Below are 19,054 nucleotides of genomic sequence, written 5' to 3'. Positions count from 1 at the left end.
CGGCTTTGTACGGATAACAGTAATGGCTGAAGGAGATTGTGCAGCGGCTACATGCAGACATTAAAAAGGCTCCCTCAGGAGCCTCTCTGAACATCACGCCGTAGCAGGCAAACTAAAGCTCGAGATACTCTGGGACAGCTGCTGCGCCTGCTCCTCCAGCGAGGCGGCGGCGGCGGCGGATTGCTGCACCAGCGCCGCGTTCTGCTGGGTCACACCGTCCATCTCCGTTACGGCCTGCCCAACCTGACCAATCCCGCGGCTCTGCTCTTCTGAGGCAACCGAAATCTGTTCCATCAGCGTATGCACTTTATTCACAGAGCTGATAATAGAATCAATCACCTCTCCCGAACGATTCACCAGTTGTGCACCGTTTTTCACGCTGGAAACAGACTGGGCGATAAGGCTTTCGATATCTTTCGCCGCCACCGCGCTTTTTTGTGCCAGGGTGCGCACTTCACTTGCTACCACGGCAAATCCTCGCCCCTGCGCGCCAGCACGCGCCGCTTCAACGGCCGCGTTTAGCGCCAGAATATTAGTCTGGAAAGCAATGCTGTTGATGACGCTGGTAATGTCTTCAATACGCTTCGAATTGGACGCGATAGTATTCATCGTTTCGATGACTTCACGGGTTACCGCTTCACCGGTATGGGCATTTTTCACGGCATCCTGCACCAGCTTACCGGCCTGGAAAACGTTGTCGGTGTTATTCGCCACCGTCGCGCTCAGCTCTTCCATGCTGGCGGCCGTCTGGGTCAGGGCCGAAGCCTGTTGCTCGGTACGGGAGGCCAGGTCGATATTGCCGGAGGCAATTTCCTGCGCCGCATGCGTCACAGTGTGGCTGGCATCGCGCACCTGAGAAATGGTGGAGAGCAGCGCCTGGCGCATCTGCTCCATCGAGGACATCAGGTGATCGATTTCATTCCCGGAATCACGCTTGATCGGTACCGGTACGTCCAGCTTCCCGGCCGCAATCTGGCGACAGTGCTCGCGCGCCAGGTTTACCGGCGCAAAGACCACGCGTTTCATCAGCAGGCTGACGGCGAAGATCACCACCACGAACAGCACCGCAATGCAGGCGATAATAACCAGACCCGACACGAAATTATGGCTCGCATCCTCGTTCAGCGTTTTGGCGTACTTCTGGTGAACGGAGAGAACCTGATCGAGCACAATTTCATATTGGCGATCGAGTCGAGACACCACGGGAATAAGAGCGTTGAACCGCGACACATCGTGAGCGGCGGCAGCGGCGATGAGAGGCGCCAGTCCCTGGTTACGGTAGTTTTGCCACGCCTCCTGGTAGGCAGTGACAAGCGGGGCTTCGTCCGGCAAACGCGGCGAGGCCATAAACGCCGAAAATGCACTATCGGCTTTGGTCAGCGCCTCTTTAACCGAGGCCAGTTTCGCAGACGGGTCGGTAGCGTCCCCCGCTTCCACCATTTTCACATACTCCATAACCCTGACGCGCAGGGTTCGGCTGTGGTTAATGGGATCAATAATGGACAGAACCACCTGAATTTCTTTGTTCACATTATCCAGCGAAGTATTACTTTTAATGATGAGCCCAACGCTGGTGATAGTGCTGGCCACAAAGAAGAAAAGCAGGGAAAACAGGATAATCAGGGATGATTTTTTCAACGACATAACACACCTCAGGGATATAATTTCCCTTTGGTTATCGGCTGAATCCAATCTTTAATTAATTAAAGTTATTGATGTCACCCTCAGACGTTACCCTGTCACTCTACGGCCTTGTATCGCCGTTGCAGGGTGGCATCCAGCTTACGCTGGATCGGCTCCGGCGTTTCCCCTTCAATCAGTTTGCCAATCAGATCAAAGCAGTGCCAGGCGAGCTGGCGGTTATCCTGACGAACGGTATCGACAGGAATGGTCAAAGAATCATAGAGATAGTGATCGTCAAAGCTGGCCAGACGCATATCGCTTTGCAGCAGATTATGTTGCCCCATATAGCGCAACACCCCTTCCAGCAGACCGCAGGCGGCGGTAAAAAGGGCTTTTGGCGGGCGGCCCAGGCGTGCGCAAAGCTCGGCAAACATTTCGTAGCCGGAGCTCGGATGGTAATTACCATGAATGATCCACTCCGGACGTAACTCGACGCCAGCGTCACGCAGCCCCTGCTTAAACCCTTCAAGACGGTCACGCGTCGGGGAAAGCCGCGGCTGACCGCCGAGGAAGTAGAACTCATCCGGATGCTGGCGCGCGATGTCGGCCACCAGCGTGGCGGTTGGGGTAATTGAATCGGTGAGAACCAGCGGCAGAGAACTGTCGTTCATATGACGATCAAAAAGCACAACGGGCAACTGTTCGCTCAGCTTTTGATAGTCCGCGTCGTTGAGCATGCTGGAGGCGACAATCAGCCCGTCCACCTGGCGGGCCACCATGTTATTGACCACCACCGTCTCCTGGCCCGGATTTTCATCGCTACAGGAGATCAGCAGCTGAACACCCGCCTCGCGGCAGAGGGTCTCCAGCTCATGAGAAAAAACGGCAAACCCGTAGTTGGTGATTTCCGGCACCACCAGACCAATGGTGTGGCTGCGGTTGTCCCGCAGCGAACGGGCGTGAATGCTGGGCTGATAATGATGTTCTTTGGCAATCGCCAGCACACGCTCGCGTGTCTCCTCCGCCACCCGAAGCTCTTTGCTGCGGCCGTTCAGAACCAGGCTGGCGGTGGCTTTTGATACCCCCGCGAGCTCCGCGATATCTTTAATGGTGACGCGTTTTGTTTTTCTCACAACGACTTAGATCCGGCTGCCAAAACCTCTATTCTATCATGCAGCTGCGCAGCGACCAGTAGCGTAATGTGATATCGGACGCACCTTCGAAGCGTACCTGGGCCGGATGGTCAGGAAAATAGCGGCTGCTCATGACGCCTTCACCGTGATTGATGAAAATTTCGACGCTGGAACAGTCGCACAGCACGCGTAAATGATGAACATTGCCCTGCCAGTAGCGGGTCAGCGTGTCTGTGGTTTTCAGACTGGCGCGTTCCAGACGGATCCCCTCATCATCCACAATCAGCCGCAACGCGCCGGCAAAATCCACGTTCACGCTCGATGCGCTCAGTTCGAACTCAAGACGCGCTCCCGCCAGCACCGGGGCATCGCTGGCGCGTCCCTGCCAGAGATGTTCATCCTCGCGCAGCGTTTCCAGCTCACGGACGGGGGTTTGCCAGAGCTTACCGTCGCGGTAGCGCAGCTCGCGAGGACAGGTCATCTGGTGGATCCAGCCGTGCGCCCGCGTAGGCTGGAGCATCTCTTCGCCGTCCGGCACGCCCATCCAGCCGATGAGGATGCGGCGGCCATCTTCTGCCACCGTGGTTTGCGGCGCGTAAAATTCGAAACCGGCGTCAAGCTCATGCAGCTCGCCGTGCGCAAATGCAGGCGTTTGATAATCAAATGCCCCACTCATCCAGACGGCCGGATAGGTATTGAGATAGCGATGCGGTTCGCGCGCCAGCCCCTGCGGGCAGCAGATCAAGACGTGTGTGCCATCAAGCTCAAACAGATCCGGGCACTCCCACATATAGCCCGCGTCCGTGAGTCCGTTGACGCCGTGACCGGCGATTTCGCTGCAGGACGCCCAGATGTGTAAATCGGCTGACGTAAACAGCAGCACCTTGCCGCGCTGCTGTCGATCCTGCGCGCCGAGCACCATGTACCACAGCCCGTCATGCCACCATACTTTCGGATCGCGGACGTGCCCGGTGTACCCGTCCGGCAGGGGCAACACCGGTCCCAGTTTGGCAAACGTGCCATCGTCATTTTGCACCGCCAGACACTGCCAGGCGGTGCGGCCGCCATCGTCAAACTTAACGTTGCCGGTATAGCACAGGGTCAGCACGCCGTTGTTATCCACGGCGCTGCCGGAGTAACAGCCATTGCGGTCATACTCTTCGTCAGGCATCAGCGCCATTGGCTCGTGCTGCCAGTGCACCAGATCTGCTGAGCTCCAGTGCCCCCAACACTTGTAGCGATGATCGCAGCCCAGCGGGTTCCACTGATAAAACAGATGGTAGCGCCCGGCAAACCAGATAAACCCGTTCGGATCGTTCATCAGCCCTGTCACCGGCGCGGGATGCCACTGCGGATAGTGGCTGTCCGCCAGCGCACGCGGCTGGCCTTGCATAACGGCCTGCAACACGGCAGGCCAGCGGGAAGATAAGGTCATTATTCAGAGTCCGTTTTATATTTCAGCAGCAGAGAGACGGTGAACGCCACACCAAAGGCAATCACCATGCCGATAATATAGTTGAGCAGCGAGCTGGCCTGGACAATCGCCATGCCGGGAAGCGCCGTCAGGCCAACGGCGGTCATGTAGACATGCACCGACACCACCCAGGCACCGCCCGCCGCACCACCGATCAGCGCCGCGATAAACGGCTTCACAAAACGCAGGTTGATGCCAAAAATTGCCGCTTCGGTGATGCCCAGCATCGCGGAAAACGCCGACGGTAAGGTAATGGCTTTGATTTTGGCATCGCGGGTTTTGAACCACACCGCCAGACACGCCCCGCCCTGCGCCACGTTCGCCATCGCCCAGATCGGCAGCAGGAAGTTAACGCCAATCGACGGATTACCCAGCAGCCCGGCCTCAATGGCGTGGAAGCTGTGGTGAATGCCGGTAATGACAATCACCGAATAGAGCCCACCAAACAGCAGCCCGGCCAGCCAGCCCGCGTGGGCAATCAGAGTGCTAAGAATGAAGGAGATCCCGTCGCCCAGCGCGCGTCCCGCCGGGCCAATAATCAACAGCGCAATGAAGCCGGAGATAATGACGGTCAGGAACGGCGTCAGGATCAGATCTAACGCATCCGGGATCGCCCGGCGCAGCTGTTTTTCCACAATGCTCATAAACCACACCGCCAGCAGCACCGGGAAGACGGTTCCCTGATAGCCAATCATGGCGATTTCAAGACCGAAGAAGTTCATGGTGTGGAAGCCGGACGCTACGCCCCAGGCGTTGGTCAGCGCCGGATGAGTCAGGATGCCGCCGAGCGTTGCCCCCAGATACGGGTTGCCGCCAAACTCCCGCGCGGCGGTGAAGCCAATCAGGATCGGCAGAATAATAAACGCCGCCGAGCTGCACATATCCAGCATGATATAGAGCGCGTTATCCGGATTAACCCAGCCGTAGGTTTTAACCATCCCCAGCAGGCCCATCAGCAGACCCGAGGCCACGATCGCCGGGATAATTGGCACGAAGATGTTGGAGAGCAGACGCGCGATACGCTGGAACGGGTTCAGCTTGCGGGCCGCAATATCCGCCGCTTCCGATTTACTGGACTCGCTAATCCCTGCCGCCTGAATAAACGCGGCGTAAACCTTATTCACCACCCCGGTGCCGAAGATTACCTGCATCTGCCCGGCGTTTCGAAAACAGCCTTTCACGCCTTCAACCTTGCCGATAGCCTGCTGGTCGGCAAGCGCATCATCGACCAGCACCAGACGAAGGCGCGTGGCGCAATGTGCCGCGCTGGCAATGTTCTCTTTGCCACCGAGCAGCGGAATAAGCTCGCGCGCAATATGATTAAAATCCATAGATACCTCTTCCTGACCTCTTTTTATGGTGTTCGAAACGCCCCCGCGATGCGGGAGCGTGAAGGGTTAAAACCAGGTTTCCATCTGCACCCCAAAGTTCCATTCCCCGCCCGCGTTGAAGCCGCTGCTGCCAAAGGCGTCATCGCTGGCGTAGTTATCCAGCCTGCTGCTCCAGTCCATCCAGGTGGCGAACAGGCGCAGCTCCGGACGGCTGAAGAAATCGCCAATTTTGCCCGCCTTTAACGTCGGGGCGAAGGTCAGCTTGTAGAAGCTACCGTTAACCGCATTGCGATCCTTGTAGCCTTCCGGGCTTAAATCCATGTACTGATAGCTGCCTTCGAACGCGAGGGAGAAATTCTGGGTCACCTCTTTGATCAGACGCGTATTGAGCGTGACCCACTCGTAGCTGTCGCCCTTCACGTAGCGGTCCTTACTGCTTTGCGCCAGCACGGCGGGCGCAATGTGCCAGCCACCGCCCAGCGGCGTGACACCGTAACTTGCAAAACGCCAGGTATCGGCTTCTGACAGCAGCGCGCCGTCTGAACCAATGCTTTTCACCTCGGCGCCCAGACCGTGGCCGTAAAGCAGCGCCGTTTTGGCGGAACCTTCCCGCAGGCCGTAGAAGCTCTCGTTATGCAGACCAACCAGCGCATGTACCCCGTTATTGGCCGCGTCGGTTTTAATCGGATCGCCGTTGCTGTCCTTACGGTCGTCATTATCTTTTGCCCGTAAGCCGCTGACCATCATCTGCACCGGCCCGGCGAAGTGATTCATGCTGAGGATGTAGTTCTGAACGTTGTTGTCGATCTCCTCTTCGCTGCCGAAGTTACGGCCATAAAGGGAGAAGTTACTGCGCAGCGTATCGTTCCACTTCACGTCGTAGACGCCGCCGCCGGTCCCGGCGAGAAACACCACGTCGGAATCCAGCCAGTGAATGTCGAAGTTGTCGCGGTCAAAACGCTTACCCGCCCAGAAGGTACTGCCCTTCAGCGCACCGGTAAAGTCCGGCAAATTGCCCAGCTCGGCAAAGGCCTGACGAATGTTCAGGTCGCTGCTGTCTGCCGACCAGTCGTTATAGGTTTTCTGACCGTCGGCCAGCATCGCCTTAAAGCGCGTCGTCGCACCATTCTCCAGCGTCTGTTTGTGCTCAACATTCAGCTCAACGTAGGTATCCGCTTCGTTCCCCAGACGCCCGATGGCCCCGCCGGTTTCCCCGGCGGGCGTCAGATAAGGGCCGCTTTTGCTGCTGGAGGCCGCGTCGTTCATCAGCAGGCCGGAACGGGCGTAACCGTGAAATTCAAAACCGCCTGTCCGGTCGGCTTTTTCTTCCAGCACCGTAGTACGTTGCGCCACCGCCTGTGTGGAGGTCTGCGCTTCCTGCTGCGCAGCCACCAGCTGCTGTGTTTTCTGTTCCGCTGCCGTGGCGCGCTTTTCAGCAACCTGCGCGCGGGTTTCCGCCTCCTGCAAACGCTGCTCCAGCGCTGCCAGGCGCGCTTCGATACGTGTCATATCCGTCTGGGCAAAAACAGAGGTACTCCCGGCCAGCATGCCTATCATCACGGCAAGTCTGCGTTTTTTATACATTTTGTCGCATCCCTAATAACTATCGGTGAAAGTGCTAAATTGCTAAACCGGTTTAGGCTGATGATACTAAACCGTTGAATTTTGGATCGGCAACGTTTTTTGCTAAACCGTTTTAGTAAGTGTGATCGAGGCGACAATTCAGGCCGCCGACCGGAGGCCTGGAGAGGTGAATTACAGTTCGTGATGATAAGGCAGCGCGGTCATTGCCCCTTTTGCGGTTGTTGCCAGCGCCCCACAGCGCTGCGCCAGCGTGATGACCTCTGAGAGACGGGCCTGGCCATCACGAGCCAGACCGAACAGCAGCCCGGCGACGAAAGCATCCCCCGCGCCGGTGGTATCAATGCATTCCACGGGTGATGCAGGATAGTGCGTCAACGCGCCTTTCTGCCAGGCGGTTACGCCCTCTTTTCCCTGCGTCACCAGCACCAGCCTGGCCGGACAGGTGCGCATCAGCGCCGCCAGCCCCTCATGGACCTGCGCATTTCCGGTTAAGAACGCCAGCTCTTCCACCGAAATTTTCACCACATCTGCACAGGCTAATGCCCGCTCAAGACACTGACGCAGCTCGACTTCATCATGCCAGAGATCGGCGCGGATATTGGGGTCAAAGCTGACAAATCCCCCCGCCATTCTGATAGCGGACATCGCCTGAAACGTCGCGGAACGGCTGGGTTCGGCGCTGAGCGCGATAGAGCAGACGTGCAGCCACTCCCCGGCGCGGAATGGCGGGAGATCGGCAGAGTCGAGGAATAAATCAGCGCTCGGGCGAACCATAAAGGTAAAGGAACGTTCACCGTCGTTATCGAGATCCACCACCACCGTGGAGGTGCGATGCTGCGGGTCCAGGCGCAGCCATTCTGTATTAACCTGCTCATCCGCAAGCGTTTTTTGCATAAAACGCCCGAAGGGGTCGTCGCCCACCCGGCCTATAAAGGCGCTTCTGCCGCCCAGACGTGCAACCCCTACCGCGACATTGGCCGGTGCGCCGCCAGGACATTGCAGCAGTTTGCCCTCTCCGTCGGGCAACAGATCCACCACGGCATCGCCAAGTACCCAGATCGTCTCCATATCACCTTCTTAGCTAAATCATGTTAAACCGGTTTAGCTATTTAAGCACAGGCAGGGTGTCGGGGAAATATGGCGAGGGAAAATTTGCTTAACCCACCCGATGGGGCCAGTGGATATCACCTACGCCATTGAGCTGCGGGCGGGCGAACAAAAAGCCCTGGAAGCGGCGAATACCGACGGATTCAAGCCAGCACCACTCTTCTATCTTCTCAATGCCTTCTGCGACCAGCGTAATCTCCAGATCGGTGCAGCAGCTGATTATCGACTTCACAATCGCCTGCTTGGGCCCGCTCAGGTGGATATCGCTGACGATCTCTCTGTCGATTTTGAGCTTATCCGGTTGAAACCGGGTGAGCAGTGAAAGACCAGCATAGCCGGAACCAAAATCATCTATCGCCAGCCCAACCCCTTCCGCGCGCAGCTGTTTAATGGCGCTGTTAAACTGGTTAAAGCCGGAAATCATCTCGCTCTCAGTGACTTCAATGACCACCTGCTCAGGCTGTAGATTGTACTTTTTGATCTGCGTTACCAGGAACTCTACCGCGCCCGGCACGTTAACCAGCGACATTGGCAGCAGGTTCACCGCCAGTTTGTGGCTGCCGATGCCGAGCTTTTGCGCCAGGGCAAAGGTCCAGGCTTTGGTTTGCAGGTCGACTTCGTAAATCTGTTCACGATCGAGACTACGGAAGAAATGCTCCGGGCTGCCGCCGTCGTTTCCGCGTATAAGCGCTTCGAGAGAACTGATTTTGCCTTCGGACGGCTCGACAATGGGTTGCAGCGCAAACTGGCAGGGCTGTCCCGCCAGCAGACCTAACCCTTTACCAAACGGCGCGCGCTCTCGCGAAAGCGTCCATTTATCAGGCTCATAGTCCGAAGCGGGTGGGATAGCGGTTTTGCCGGTGATAAAGGTCTGAATAAATTTGAAGACCCGATCCTCAGAAGTCAGATAGCTTTCCAGCTTGCTGTAATGCAGAACCGACGCCAGAACCGCTTTCGGGGTCTGAACGTCCAGGTCAAACAGCAGCATTCCCACGTCTTCGAAACGTCTGCGCGGGCCGTAATCGCGCATCAGCTCCACCACGCCGGTATGCCGGTCATCCGCACGGATGGTGTTAAAAAGCGCGACGACGCTCTGTTCCGTGCCTTCGAGAATTTGCAGAACGTCACGTCCACGGGAGAGAAGAATGCCTGAGATGCCCTGCTCCGTATTACGGATCCTGGCCTGTTCAACCAGCGCGCTTAACGCTGCGGAGGTGCAGGTTAAGCTCAGCTGGCTTCGATAAATAAGAGTTGTCAGCACAGAAACGGGGTCCGGTATGGGGTATACGCCTGAACGGTACTGTTTAACACAGTTCCCCGGTGTGACCTAATCTATTCCACGTCGGGCTTAATTCTCCCCGATACGGCTGTCGATCCGCGTCTGCATATAATCGTAGAACGGATTCGACGTCACCCGCATCAGCGCATCTTTGCCGACGCTCAGAACCGATGTTTCTCCCCACAGGGCTATCGTCCCCAGGCTGATACCGTAGTGGTTTTTCACCTCAGGATAGCGGCCATACAGATCGTCATCAGGCGGGAACGGAATAGCAACATGCGACAGGGAATAAACCTCCTGCGGATACGCGACAGACAGCGGCATCACCGTTTCCCGGGTGCTACCCGCTGGCGTTGTCTTTGCCACCATATCAAACCTGTCGGGGCTGGCATTGGTCACAATTGTGACACTGTAACGCCTTTTTGCCTCGGGCAGCAGGTCAGCCACCGCCGTCCAGGATGATGGCCTGAACAGTGGACGGAAACTCCCGGCCTGGTTGATATCAAAAACTACCAGTTCGCTGCCGTTTGCCGGAAGCTGGTCAAACAGCCCGCTAACCACGGCGCGGGTACTGACCGTTGAATCCATGACCGACTGAAACGCCAGTACCGGCGGAAGCTGCGCCAGTTTGTGATCATGAACATCGCGGTTTATCTGCTCATGCAGCGCCTGGGTAAGCAGCCAGGACTGACGTGCTGCATTCACCGGGAACGAATTGTATTTATAAGGATTATATTCCGGCGAAATATTGAGCCACGCGGCTTTGGCAAACGCCGGTAACATGGCCGGTAGCCCGGCGAATCCGGCAAAGCGCGCAAACGCCGTGACGCCAATCATCGGTGAGAGCAAAACGATCTGCTGAGGTTTACGCAGTTCAGGCGCATCAAGAGCGTCGAGGGCGTATTTCATCGCCAGCGCCCCGCCGTTGGAGTAGCCCACCAGATGCAGGGGGAGATCGTTCCCCGTCAGGCGTGTCGCTTCACGAACCGCAAGGCGCGATGCGGCCAGCCACGCCTCCCAGTCAACGTCTGTCAGGGCACCCGGCGCCGTGCCGTGTCCGGGCAAACGAGGCACTACGGCCACAAAGCCGTGCTGTTGATAATTCTCTGCCAGATGCCTGACGCTGTAGGGCGAGTCCGTCAGACCGTGCAGCAATACCACCGCCCCGCGCGGCTTTCCGGCAGGCATCAGCACGAATGACCGGTTTGCATCCGGGGAAAAGTGTCCTGGCCACACCAGGCTCTGGCGGTAATAACGGTTCAGCGGCGTGCGCTCTGCGGGGGTGACTTTCGCCGTCACCTCAGCATCGAGAGCGGTGAAGATGGCGTTTTCCCGCGCGACATACGCTGCGAAGGTCGCGTTATCCATCTCCTGCACGGACATTTCGTCAGCCCGCCAGGTGTGCCAGTGATGCAGGGCCGGCCCCTGCTGCGAAAGATAAACCCGCACCGCCAGCAGCACGAGCACAATGATCCCGATGACCATCGCTATTTTTTTTGCGAGAGCCATCAGGCGCACGCTGACCCGCCAGGGCAAATTCGCCATGTGAGGCTCCCTCCCTTATCCACAGAGCGTTTATCTTACCAAAAAATGTGAAGAGGCTGACGTATTCACCAAATAGATACCGCTCAGGCCGGACACTGCACCAAAAGTGAACTACGCTGCACAAATGTTGAGCATCTGTTAAACAAATATTGCATTAACTTTGCTGCACAGCGCGTTTTCGCCGCAATGTGAACATGGCACGCGTCCTGCATTGTTAATCCGGTAACAGAAACCCGGCCTTTGACAGCCAGTTAACAGCGAGGCGGTATGACGACCAAACCTGAGGTGTTGAGCCGTATCGAAGCGACCTTTAGCCAGCTCACCCCGAGCGAAAAGCGGGTGGCAAGCTGGATGCTGGCGCACGTCGGGCAGATCCCCTTTGAAACGGCAGAGAGCGTGGCACTGGCCACGGCAACCAGCGGGATCACCGTCGGACGCTTTCTGCGCAAGCTGGGCTATCGCAACCTGGACGACGCCAAAAAAAGCCTGCGCGATCCCCACCAGCCCTGGGGCATTAACGAGCGTCTCGACTCCTGGAAGCAGCAACAGCCGCTGTCGGGTCGCCTTCAGCACTCCCTGTCGCTGGAGGTGGACGCCATTGCCCATGTCTACCAGCTGGCGCAAAGCGAAACGTTCAGGCAGGTGGTCCAGCAACTTACCCATGCCGACGCCGTCTTCGTGCTGGGGATCCAGTCCACGCGCGGGATCGCCAATGCGTTCTTCAGCCATCTGGAGTATCTGCGCCCGCGTGTGAGCTATTCCGAAGGGCTCTCCGGTAGCTGGGTGGAGTCTCTTAACTCCGGCTTTGCGAACCCGTATATCGTGCTGACGGATACCCGCGCCTACTCCGCCATTGCCCGCCAGTACTGCCGCGTGGCGAGCGAAAAAGGCCTGGCGATGGCGCTGATCACCGATATCTGGTGCCCGTGGGCGCGGGATTATCCGATTGATTTACTCCAGGTGAAGACCGATACCGGCCATTTCTGGGATTCGCTGGCGCCGGTGAGCTGTCTCTTCAACCTGCTGCTGTCGGGCGTTGTGGAGGCGCTGGGCGATGCGCTGCCGGAACGTCTGGCAATCAACCGACAACTACAACAAGAGTTTGGTCAATTTGAACGCTAAAGGAGCGGAGCTATGCCTGAAGAGAGTCAACTGATTGATGTGGCGAAAACCTTTCCCACGCTGCATATCGATCTGAAATACGCGACCGCCGATAACATCACTGGCCGCCCGATCTACCAGCACGCCGCGTGCCTGTTGCATACGGATGCCGCCACCGCGCTGGCGAAAGCGATCAGCATCGCCGCGCTGGCCGGTCTGAAGCTGGTGGTTTACGACGCCTACCGCCCCCAGCAGGCGCAGTCGCAACTCTGGGATGCCTGCCCCAATCCGGAATACGTGGTGGATGTCGCAATTGGCTCTAACCACAGCCGGGGCACCGCCATTGACGTCACGCTGATGGATGAACACGACAACGTGCTGGATATGGGCGCCGGGTTTGACGAAATGCACGACCGTTCTCATGCCTGGCACCCTTCCGTTCCGCCCGAGGCGCAGCGAAATCGTCTGCTCCTGAACGCCGTGATGTACGGCGGCGGTTTTGTGGGCATCAGCAGCGAGTGGTGGCATTTCGAACTGCCGAACGCCGCCAGCTACCCGCTGTTAGATGACCAGTTCGCCTGTTATCCGACCACACACTCACTCTAATTCTGGAGCCCGGCCATGAAAACTACGCTGCTTACAACCCTGATTGCCGCTACGCTCGCCCTGAGCGCCCCTCTCGCGCTGGCGGCGGTGCCAAAAGATATGCTGGTGATTGGGAAAGCTGCCGATCCGCAAACGCTGGATCCGGCGGTCACTATCGATAACAACGACTGGACGGTGACCTACCCCTCGTACCAGCGTCTGGTGAAATACAAGCCAGGCACCACGGAGGTGGAAGGCGATCTGTCGACGGGCTGGAAGGCGTCAGACGACCAGAAAGAGTGGACGTTCACCCTGGCAGATAATGCAAAATTCTCCGACGGCACGCCGGTGACCGCCGAAGCGGTCAAGCTGTCGTTTGAACGTCTGCTGAAAATCAACCAGGGACCTTCCGAAGCGTTCCCGAAAGATTTGAAAGTGGACGCGGTGGATGAGCATACGGTGAAATTCACCCTCAGCCAGCCGTTCGCCCCGTTCCTCTACACGCTGGCCAATGACGGCGCGTCGATCGTAAACCCGGCGGTGCTGAAAGCCAATGCCGCCGACGATGCGCGCGGTTTCCTGGCGCAAAACACCGCGGGTTCCGGACCGTTTATGCTGAAAAGCTGGCGGAAAGGTCAGCAGCTGGTGATGGTGCCCAACCCACACTGGCCGGGTGAAAAGCCGCACTTCAAGCGCGTCTCGGTGAAGATTATCGGTGAAAGCGCCTCGCGTCGCCTGCAACTTTCCCGTGGCGATCTGGATATCGCCGACGCCCTGCCGGTGGATCAGCTTGCTGCCCTGAAGCAGGAAGGCAAAGTGGCCGTGGCGGAATACCCGTCCCTGCGGGTGACCTACCTCTATCTGAACAACAGTAAGCCTCCGATGAATCAGGTGGATTTGCGCCGCGCGGTCTCCTGGGCCACCGATTATCAGGGGATGGTGAAAGGCATTCTCAGCGGGAACGGCAAGCAGATGCGCGGCCCGATCCCGGAGGGCATGTGGGGCTTCGATGCGAACGCCATGCAGTACAGCTTTGACGAGGCTAAGGCCAAAGCGGCGCTGGAGAAAGTCACCGATAAACCGGCCAGCCTGACGTTCCTCTACTCCGATAACGACCCGAACTGGGAGCCTATCGCCCTCTCCACGCAGGCGAGCCTGGGCAAGCTGGGGATTAACGTCAAGCTCGAGAAACTGGCGAACGCCACCATGCGCGACCGCGTCGGCAAAGGTGATTATGACATTGCGATTGGTAACTGGAGCCCGGACTTCGCTGACCCGTACATGTTCATGAACTACTGGTTCGAATCGGACAAAAAAGGGCTGCCGGGTAACCGCTCATTCTATGAGAACAAAGAGGTCGATGCATTGTTGCAGGCGGCACTGAAAACCACCGATCAGGCGGAACGCACCAAAGATTACCAGCAGGCGCAGAAAGTGGTGATTGACGAGGCGGCTTACGTTTATCTGTTCCAGAAGAACTACCAGCTGGCGATGAACAAAGAGGTCAAAGGCTTCACCTTTAATCCGATGCTTGAGCAGGTCTTTAACATCGCCACCATGAGTAAGTAACGGCCCACGCCGGGGGGAAGTGTATGACGTTCTGGAGCATCGTGCGCCAGCGCTGCTGGGGGTTAATCCTGGTGGTGGCCGGTGTCTGTATTATTACTTTTATTATTTCACACCTGATCCCCGGCGATCCGGCCCGCCTGCTGGCCGGTGACCGCGCCAGCGATGAAATCGTGCAGGGCATCCGCCAGCAGCTGGGGCTGGATCAACCGCTCTATATTCAGTTTGGCCGCTATGTAGAGGCGCTGGCGCACGGCGATCTGGGCACCTCCATTCGCACCGGTCGCCCCGTTGCGGAAGATTTGAAAGCCTTTTTCCCCGCCACGCTGGAGCTGGCCTTCTGCTCATTGCTGCTGGCGCTGGTGATTGGCGTGCCGCTGGGCATTTTATCGGCGGTGTACCGTAACCGCTGGCTGGATCACCTGGCGCGACTGATGGCGATGACGGGCATCTCGACGCCTGCCTTCTGGCTGGGACTGGGGGTAATCGTTCTGTTCTACGGGCAACTGCAAATTCTGCCTGGCGGCGGCAGGCTGGACGACTGGCTCGATCCGCCTGCCCACGTTACCGGCTTTTATCTGCTGGACGCCCTGCTGGAAGGCAACGGCGAGGTGTTTTTCAACGCCCTACAGCACCTGATTCTACCCTCCCTGACCCTGGCCTTTGTGCATCTGGGTATTGTGGCGCGTCAGGTGCGTTCCGCGATGCTGGAGCAGCTGAGCGAGGATTATATTCGTACCGCCCGCGCGAGCGGGTTGCCGGGCTGGTACATCGTGCTGCGCTACGCCTTACCCAATGCCATGATCCCCTCCATTACCGTGCTCGGGCTGGCGCTGGGCGATCTGCTGTATGGGGCAGTCCTTACCGAAACCGTGTTTGCCTGGCCGGGAATGGGAGCCTGGGTGGTGACCTCCATTCAGGCGCTGGACTTCCCTGCCGTCATGGGCTTCGCGGTCGTGGTATCGCTGGCCTATGTCTTCGTCAATCTGGTGGTGGATCTGCTGTATCTGTGGATCGACCCGCGAATCGGGCGCGGAGGTGCCGAATGATGTTAACTCAGGAAACGCCCGTCCCCGTCAGCACCGCCAAACAGCGCATCAACTGGGCAAAGCTGTTCTGGATGTTACGCAAAAGCCCGCTCACGTTGATCGGCGGGGTGATTATGATCGTGATGCTGCTGATGATGGTGGTCTCGCCGTGGATAGTCCCGCACGATCCGAACGCGCTGGATCTGACCGCGCGATTGCAGGCGCCTTCTGCCCAGCACTGGTTTGGCACCGATGAGGTGGGCCGGGATCTGTTCAGCCGCGTGCTGGTGGGCAGCCAGCAGTCCATCACGGCGGGGCTGGCGGTGGTGGTGATTGCGGGCGGCATCGGTTCTCTGCTCGGCTGTTTGTCCGGCGTACTCGGCGGACGCGGCGACGCCATCATTATGCGTATCATGGACATTATGCTCTCCATCCCCTCGCTGGTGCTGACGATGGCGCTGGCCGCCGCGCTCGGCCCAAGCCTGTTTAACGCGATGCTGGCGATTGCGATTGTACGCATTCCGTTTTACGTGCGGCTGGCACGCGGGCAAACGCTGGTGGTGCGCCAGTTTACCTACGTACAGGCCGCCCGCACCTTTGGCGCGTCGCGCTGGCACCTGATCAGCTGGCATATCCTGCGTAACGCCCTGCCGCCGCTGATCGTACAGGCGTCGCTGGATATCGGCAGCGCCATTCTGATGGCCGCCACGCTGGGCTTTATTGGATTAGGCGCGCAGCAACCCACCGCCGAATGGGGCGCGATGGTGGCCGTGGGGCGTAACTACGTGCTTGACCAGTGGTGGTACTGCGCGTTTCCGGGGGCGGCAATTCTGATCACGGCAGTTGGGTTTAATCTGTTTGGCGATGGTCTTCGCGACCTGCTGGATCCCAAATCAGGAGGGAAGCAGTCATGAGTGATTCCGTATTATCAATTGAAGATTTGCACCTGAGCTTCCCCATTTTTCGCGGTGACGTCCACGCGCTCAACCACGTTTCGCTGGAGATTGGCCGGGGTGAAATTGTCGGCGTGGTGGGCGAATCCGGCTCGGGAAAATCGGTCACCGCGATGCTGGCGATGCGCCTGCTGCCGGAAGGCAGTTACCATATTCACCATGGACGGGTCACGCTCCTCGGGGAAGATGTCCTGAACGCGTCGGAAAAACAGCTTCGTCAGTGGCGCGGCGCCAGGGTGGCGATGATTTTTCAGGAGCCGATGACGGCGCTCAACCCCACGCGCCGGATTGGCAGGCAAATGGTGGAGGTGATCCGCCAGCATCAGTCGCTTTCCCGCCGCGACGCGCAGCAGAAGGCGATCGCCCTGCTGGGCGAGATGCAAATCCCGGATGCGGCACAGGTGATGGATCGCTATCCGTTTGAGCTTTCCGGCGGCATGCGCCAGCGGGTGATGATCGCCCTTGCCTTCTCCTGCGAGCCGGAGCTGATCATTGCCGATGAGCCGACCACCGCGCTGGACGTGACCGTTCAGCGTCAGGTGCTGCGTCTGCTGAAACACAAAGCGCGCGCCAGCGGGACGTCGGTGCTGTTTATCAGTCACGATATGGCGGTGGTGTCGCAGCTTTGTGACCGGATGTACGTTATGTACGCGGGCAGCGTGATCGAAAGCGGCAGCACGCAGACCTTGATCCACCATCCTGTGCATCCCTATTCGATTGGCCTGCTGCGGTGTGCCCCGGAAAATGGTGAACCGCGCGAGATCCTTCCGGCCATTCCCGGCACGGTGCCTAACCTCAGCCACCTCCCGCGCGGATGTGCTTTTCGCGAGCGCTGTTTTGCTGCCGGAGCGAAATGCAGCGAAACGCCGCGCTTAATTTCCACGGGTGCAGAAGGCCAGCAGGCTGCCTGCTGGTACCCACAACAGGAGACACGCCATGTCTGAGGTACTGCTGGAACTGGATAGCGTGCATGTGAATTTTCCTGCGCGCAAAAACTGGCTGGGGCGCGTGACGGAGCAGGTACACGCCCTCAACGGCATGGATCTCCGGATCCATCGCGGCGAAACGCTGGGCGTTGTGGGGGAATCTGGTTGCGGAAAGAGCACGCTGGCGCAGCTGCTGATGGGCATGCTCAAACCGAGTACCGGTGCCTGTCAGCGCGCGAATGCGGCAGGCGGTATGCAGATGGTATTTCAGGACCCGCTCTCGTCCCTCGACCCGCGTTTACCCGTCTGGCTCATCATTACCGAGCCGGTGTGGATACAGCAACGCCGCAGCGAACGGGAGCGTCGTCAGCTGGCTGAGACGCTGGCGCAGCAGGTGGGCATTCGGGCGGAATATCTTGATCGCCTGCCGCATGCGTTTTCGGGTGGACAGCGCCAGCGCATCGCTATTGCCCGGGCGCTCTCTTCGGATCCGGACATCATCGTGCTGGATGAACCCACCAGCGCGCTGGATATTTCCGTCCAGGCGCAGATCCTCAATTTGCTGGTTGCCCTGCAACAGCAGCGAAATCTGACCTACGTGCTGATCTCGCACAACGTCTCGGTGGTCCGTCACATGAGCGACCGGGTGGCGGTAATGTATCTGGGGCAGATCGTGGAGCTGGGTCCGGCGGACCAGGTGCTGGGCAAGCCACGGCATCCGTATACGCAGCTGCTGCTTGACTCCGTTCCCCGTACCGGAGAACCGCTGGACGAAGATCTGGCATTACGCAAAACCGATCTCCCCGGTAATCGCCGCCTGCCCGATGGCTGCTACTTCCGCGACCGCTGCCCGCTGGCAGATGAAGGATGCGAACGGCCGCAGCCGCTTCAGCCCGCAGCCGGAGACCGAAGCGTACGCTGCTGGCGTAACCGCTAGATTTGCGCCATCCCGCCATCGACAAACAGCTCCGTGGCGTTTATAAAGCTGGCGGCATCGGACGCCAGAAACGCCACGGCTTTTCCGACTTCGCCCGGCGCGCCCAGGCGACCCAGCGGCACCTGGGCCGCCAGCGCATCGTATAATCCCTGACGCTGTTCTTCGGGAACCAGATCGCCAAGACCGGGCGTTTTCACGGGGCCAGGGCTGACGACGTTGACGCGTATCCCGCGGCCCTGTAAGTCCAGCGCCCAGGAGCGGGCAAAGTTACGCACGGCGGCTTTACTGGCGCTGTAGACGCTAAAATTCGCCGTCCCCTTAATTGAAACCGTCGATCCGGTGAGGATAATGGATGAACCAGAGGAGAGTAGCGGCAGCGCTTTCTGGACGGTAAACAGCACGCCGCGCACGTTGGTGGCAAAAATCCGGTCAAACTGCTCCTCGGTGATGGCGCCCAGCGGCAGCATGTCGCCGCCCCCGGCGTTGGCGAACAGAATATCGAGTCGTCCCTCTTCTTTAGCAATCTGCGCGTAAACCGCATCCAGATCGGCCATTCTGGAGACGTCCGCGCGGATAGCTACCGCCGCCGCGCCAATGTCTGCCCGCGCGGCATCCAGTTCGGCCTGACGACGTCCGGTGATATAGACCTTCGCTCCCTGCGCCGCCAGCTCCTGTGCCGTTGCGAGACCAATACCGGTGCTGCCGCCGGTCACCAGAGCGATTTTTCCTGCAAGCGTTGTATTCATACTCATAACCTTCTGTTGTGATGTAAAAGAGGAGCGTTTGCCCGCGTCAGGCAGACTTTAGATCTTGCGGGATTCGTGATAAACGGGCAAAAATGAAAATGAATTTTCACAGCAGGAAATAATCAGAGGAGATCTG

16 protein-coding genes are annotated in these 19,054 nt (G+C 58.5%); 7 read left to right on the top strand and 9 right to left on the bottom strand.

Annotated elements, in window-relative coordinates; all coding sequences use genetic code 11:
• Window positions 1-93: 93 nt before the first annotated feature.
• From ACWKXX_RS09830 to ACWKXX_RS09795, 8 genes are all read right to left on the bottom strand, one after another.
• On the bottom strand, window positions 94-1,644 hold the full coding sequence (locus tag ACWKXX_RS09830; protein ID WP_032671157.1) for a methyl-accepting chemotaxis protein: 1,551 nt from the start codon (window positions 1,642-1,644) through the stop codon (window positions 94-96).
• Between the two features lie 95 nt (window positions 1,645-1,739).
• Entirely contained in the window at window positions 1,740-2,756 is a 1,017-nt protein-coding gene (locus tag ACWKXX_RS09825; RefSeq protein ID WP_017693400.1) for a LacI family DNA-binding transcriptional regulator, read from the bottom strand.
• A 28-nt stretch (window positions 2,757-2,784) separates the two neighbouring features.
• The gene (locus ACWKXX_RS09820; RefSeq protein WP_261666228.1) at window positions 2,785-4,191 is read right to left on the bottom strand and encodes a sucrose-6-phosphate hydrolase; all 1,407 of its coding nucleotides are present in this window, start codon (window positions 4,189-4,191) and stop codon (window positions 2,785-2,787) included.
• Complete coding sequence (locus tag ACWKXX_RS09815) at window positions 4,191-5,561, bottom strand: sucrose-specific PTS transporter subunit IIBC (protein ID WP_003857085.1); 1,371 nt, start codon at window positions 5,559-5,561, stop codon at window positions 4,191-4,193. The genes ACWKXX_RS09820 and ACWKXX_RS09815 overlap by 1 nt, the downstream gene beginning before the upstream one ends.
• Window positions 5,562-5,627: 66 nt before the next feature.
• Complete coding sequence (locus ACWKXX_RS09810) at window positions 5,628-7,145, bottom strand: carbohydrate porin (RefSeq protein WP_261666227.1); 1,518 nt, start codon at window positions 7,143-7,145, stop codon at window positions 5,628-5,630.
• 171 nt (window positions 7,146-7,316) lie between these two features.
• Window positions 7,317-8,213, bottom strand: a complete 897-nt coding sequence (locus ACWKXX_RS09805; protein WP_032671161.1) for an aminoimidazole riboside kinase — start codon at window positions 8,211-8,213, stop codon at window positions 7,317-7,319.
• Between the two features lie 88 nt (window positions 8,214-8,301).
• Window positions 8,302-9,513, bottom strand: a complete 1,212-nt coding sequence (locus ACWKXX_RS09800) for a diguanylate phosphodiesterase (RefSeq protein WP_063413299.1) — start codon at window positions 9,511-9,513, stop codon at window positions 8,302-8,304.
• An 87-nt stretch (window positions 9,514-9,600) separates the two neighbouring features.
• A complete protein-coding gene (locus ACWKXX_RS09795; RefSeq protein ID WP_261666226.1) occupies window positions 9,601-11,076 on the bottom strand; it encodes an alpha/beta hydrolase in 1,476 nt (491 codons plus the stop codon).
• A 267-nt stretch (window positions 11,077-11,343) separates the two neighbouring features.
• Between ACWKXX_RS09795 and ACWKXX_RS09790 the strand changes: the two genes are divergently transcribed.
• From ACWKXX_RS09790 to ACWKXX_RS09760, 7 genes are read left to right on the top strand one after another with little or no spacing between them, the layout of a single operon-like run.
• Window positions 11,344-12,198, top strand: coding sequence for a MurR/RpiR family transcriptional regulator (locus ACWKXX_RS09790; RefSeq protein WP_023303764.1), 855 nt, complete (start codon window positions 11,344-11,346; stop codon window positions 12,196-12,198).
• Window positions 12,199-12,210: 12 nt separating this feature from the next.
• Window positions 12,211-12,783: a D-alanyl-D-alanine dipeptidase gene (gene ddpX / locus ACWKXX_RS09785; protein WP_017382319.1), complete on the top strand. Its 573-nt coding sequence runs from the start codon at window positions 12,211-12,213 to the stop codon at window positions 12,781-12,783.
• 15 nt (window positions 12,784-12,798) lie between these two features.
• Window positions 12,799-14,331, top strand: coding sequence for an ABC transporter substrate-binding protein (locus ACWKXX_RS09780; RefSeq protein ID WP_193360851.1), 1,533 nt, complete (start codon window positions 12,799-12,801; stop codon window positions 14,329-14,331).
• A 23-nt stretch (window positions 14,332-14,354) separates the two neighbouring features.
• Window positions 14,355-15,377, top strand: a complete 1,023-nt coding sequence (locus ACWKXX_RS09775; RefSeq protein ID WP_261666225.1) for an ABC transporter permease — start codon at window positions 14,355-14,357, stop codon at window positions 15,375-15,377.
• Entirely contained in the window at window positions 15,374-16,270 is an 897-nt protein-coding gene (ddpC, locus tag ACWKXX_RS09770; RefSeq protein ID WP_006810694.1) for a D,D-dipeptide ABC transporter permease, read from the top strand. Before ACWKXX_RS09775 ends, ddpC begins: the two co-directional genes overlap by 4 nt.
• Window positions 16,267-17,253: an ABC transporter ATP-binding protein gene (locus ACWKXX_RS09765; RefSeq protein ID WP_032648372.1), complete on the top strand. Its 987-nt coding sequence runs from the start codon at window positions 16,267-16,269 to the stop codon at window positions 17,251-17,253. Before ddpC ends, ACWKXX_RS09765 begins: the two co-directional genes overlap by 4 nt.
• Window positions 17,246-18,172 carry an oligopeptide/dipeptide ABC transporter ATP-binding protein gene (locus ACWKXX_RS09760; protein WP_261666224.1) on the top strand — a complete coding sequence of 309 codons (927 nt, stop codon included), beginning with the start codon at window positions 17,246-17,248 and terminating at the stop codon, window positions 18,170-18,172. Before ACWKXX_RS09765 ends, ACWKXX_RS09760 begins: the two co-directional genes overlap by 8 nt.
• On the opposite strand, the gene ACWKXX_RS09755 is transcribed toward ACWKXX_RS09760, so the two are convergent.
• Window positions 18,169-18,918, bottom strand: a complete 750-nt coding sequence (locus tag ACWKXX_RS09755) for an SDR family oxidoreductase (RefSeq protein ID WP_003857073.1) — start codon at window positions 18,916-18,918, stop codon at window positions 18,169-18,171. The genes ACWKXX_RS09760 and ACWKXX_RS09755 overlap by 4 nt on opposite strands.
• Between the last annotated feature and the right edge of the window lie 136 nt (window positions 18,919-19,054).

It is taken from the genome of Enterobacter sp. UPMP2061, assembly GCF_053709615.1.
The sequence above is the reverse complement of the archived record's forward strand: the minus strand, read 5'-3'. Positions and strand labels throughout refer to the sequence as shown.

Excerpts from the sequence above, each read along its gene's own strand:
- ACWKXX_RS09830 (WP_032671157.1), bottom strand. The coding sequence starts at position 1,644 with ATGTCGTTGAAAAAATCATCCCTGATTATCCTGTTTTCCCTGCTTTTC.
- ACWKXX_RS09820 (WP_261666228.1), bottom strand. The coding sequence starts at position 4,191 with ATGACCTTATCTTCCCGCTGGCCTGCCGTGTTGCAGGCCGTTATGCAA.
- ACWKXX_RS09815 (WP_003857085.1), bottom strand. The coding sequence starts at position 5,561 with ATGGATTTTAATCATATTGCGCGCGAGCTTATTCCGCTGCTCGGTGGC.
- ACWKXX_RS09810 (WP_261666227.1), bottom strand. The coding sequence starts at position 7,145 with ATGTATAAAAAACGCAGACTTGCCGTGATGATAGGCATGCTGGCCGGG.
- ACWKXX_RS09805 (WP_032671161.1), bottom strand. The coding sequence starts at position 8,213 with ATGGAGACGATCTGGGTACTTGGCGATGCCGTGGTGGATCTGTTGCCC.
- ACWKXX_RS09795 (WP_261666226.1), bottom strand. The coding sequence starts at position 11,076 with ATGGCGAATTTGCCCTGGCGGGTCAGCGTGCGCCTGATGGCTCTCGCA.
- ACWKXX_RS09790 (WP_023303764.1), top strand. The coding sequence starts at position 11,344 with ATGACGACCAAACCTGAGGTGTTGAGCCGTATCGAAGCGACCTTTAGC.
- ddpX (WP_017382319.1), top strand. The coding sequence starts at position 12,211 with ATGCCTGAAGAGAGTCAACTGATTGATGTGGCGAAAACCTTTCCCACG.
- ACWKXX_RS09780 (WP_193360851.1), top strand. The coding sequence starts at position 12,799 with ATGAAAACTACGCTGCTTACAACCCTGATTGCCGCTACGCTCGCCCTG.
- ACWKXX_RS09775 (WP_261666225.1), top strand. The coding sequence starts at position 14,355 with ATGACGTTCTGGAGCATCGTGCGCCAGCGCTGCTGGGGGTTAATCCTG.
- ddpC (WP_006810694.1), top strand. The coding sequence starts at position 15,374 with ATGATGTTAACTCAGGAAACGCCCGTCCCCGTCAGCACCGCCAAACAG.
- ACWKXX_RS09765 (WP_032648372.1), top strand. The coding sequence starts at position 16,267 with ATGAGTGATTCCGTATTATCAATTGAAGATTTGCACCTGAGCTTCCCC.
- ACWKXX_RS09760 (WP_261666224.1), top strand. The coding sequence starts at position 17,246 with ATGTCTGAGGTACTGCTGGAACTGGATAGCGTGCATGTGAATTTTCCT.
- ACWKXX_RS09755 (WP_003857073.1), bottom strand. The coding sequence starts at position 18,918 with ATGAATACAACGCTTGCAGGAAAAATCGCTCTGGTGACCGGCGGCAGC.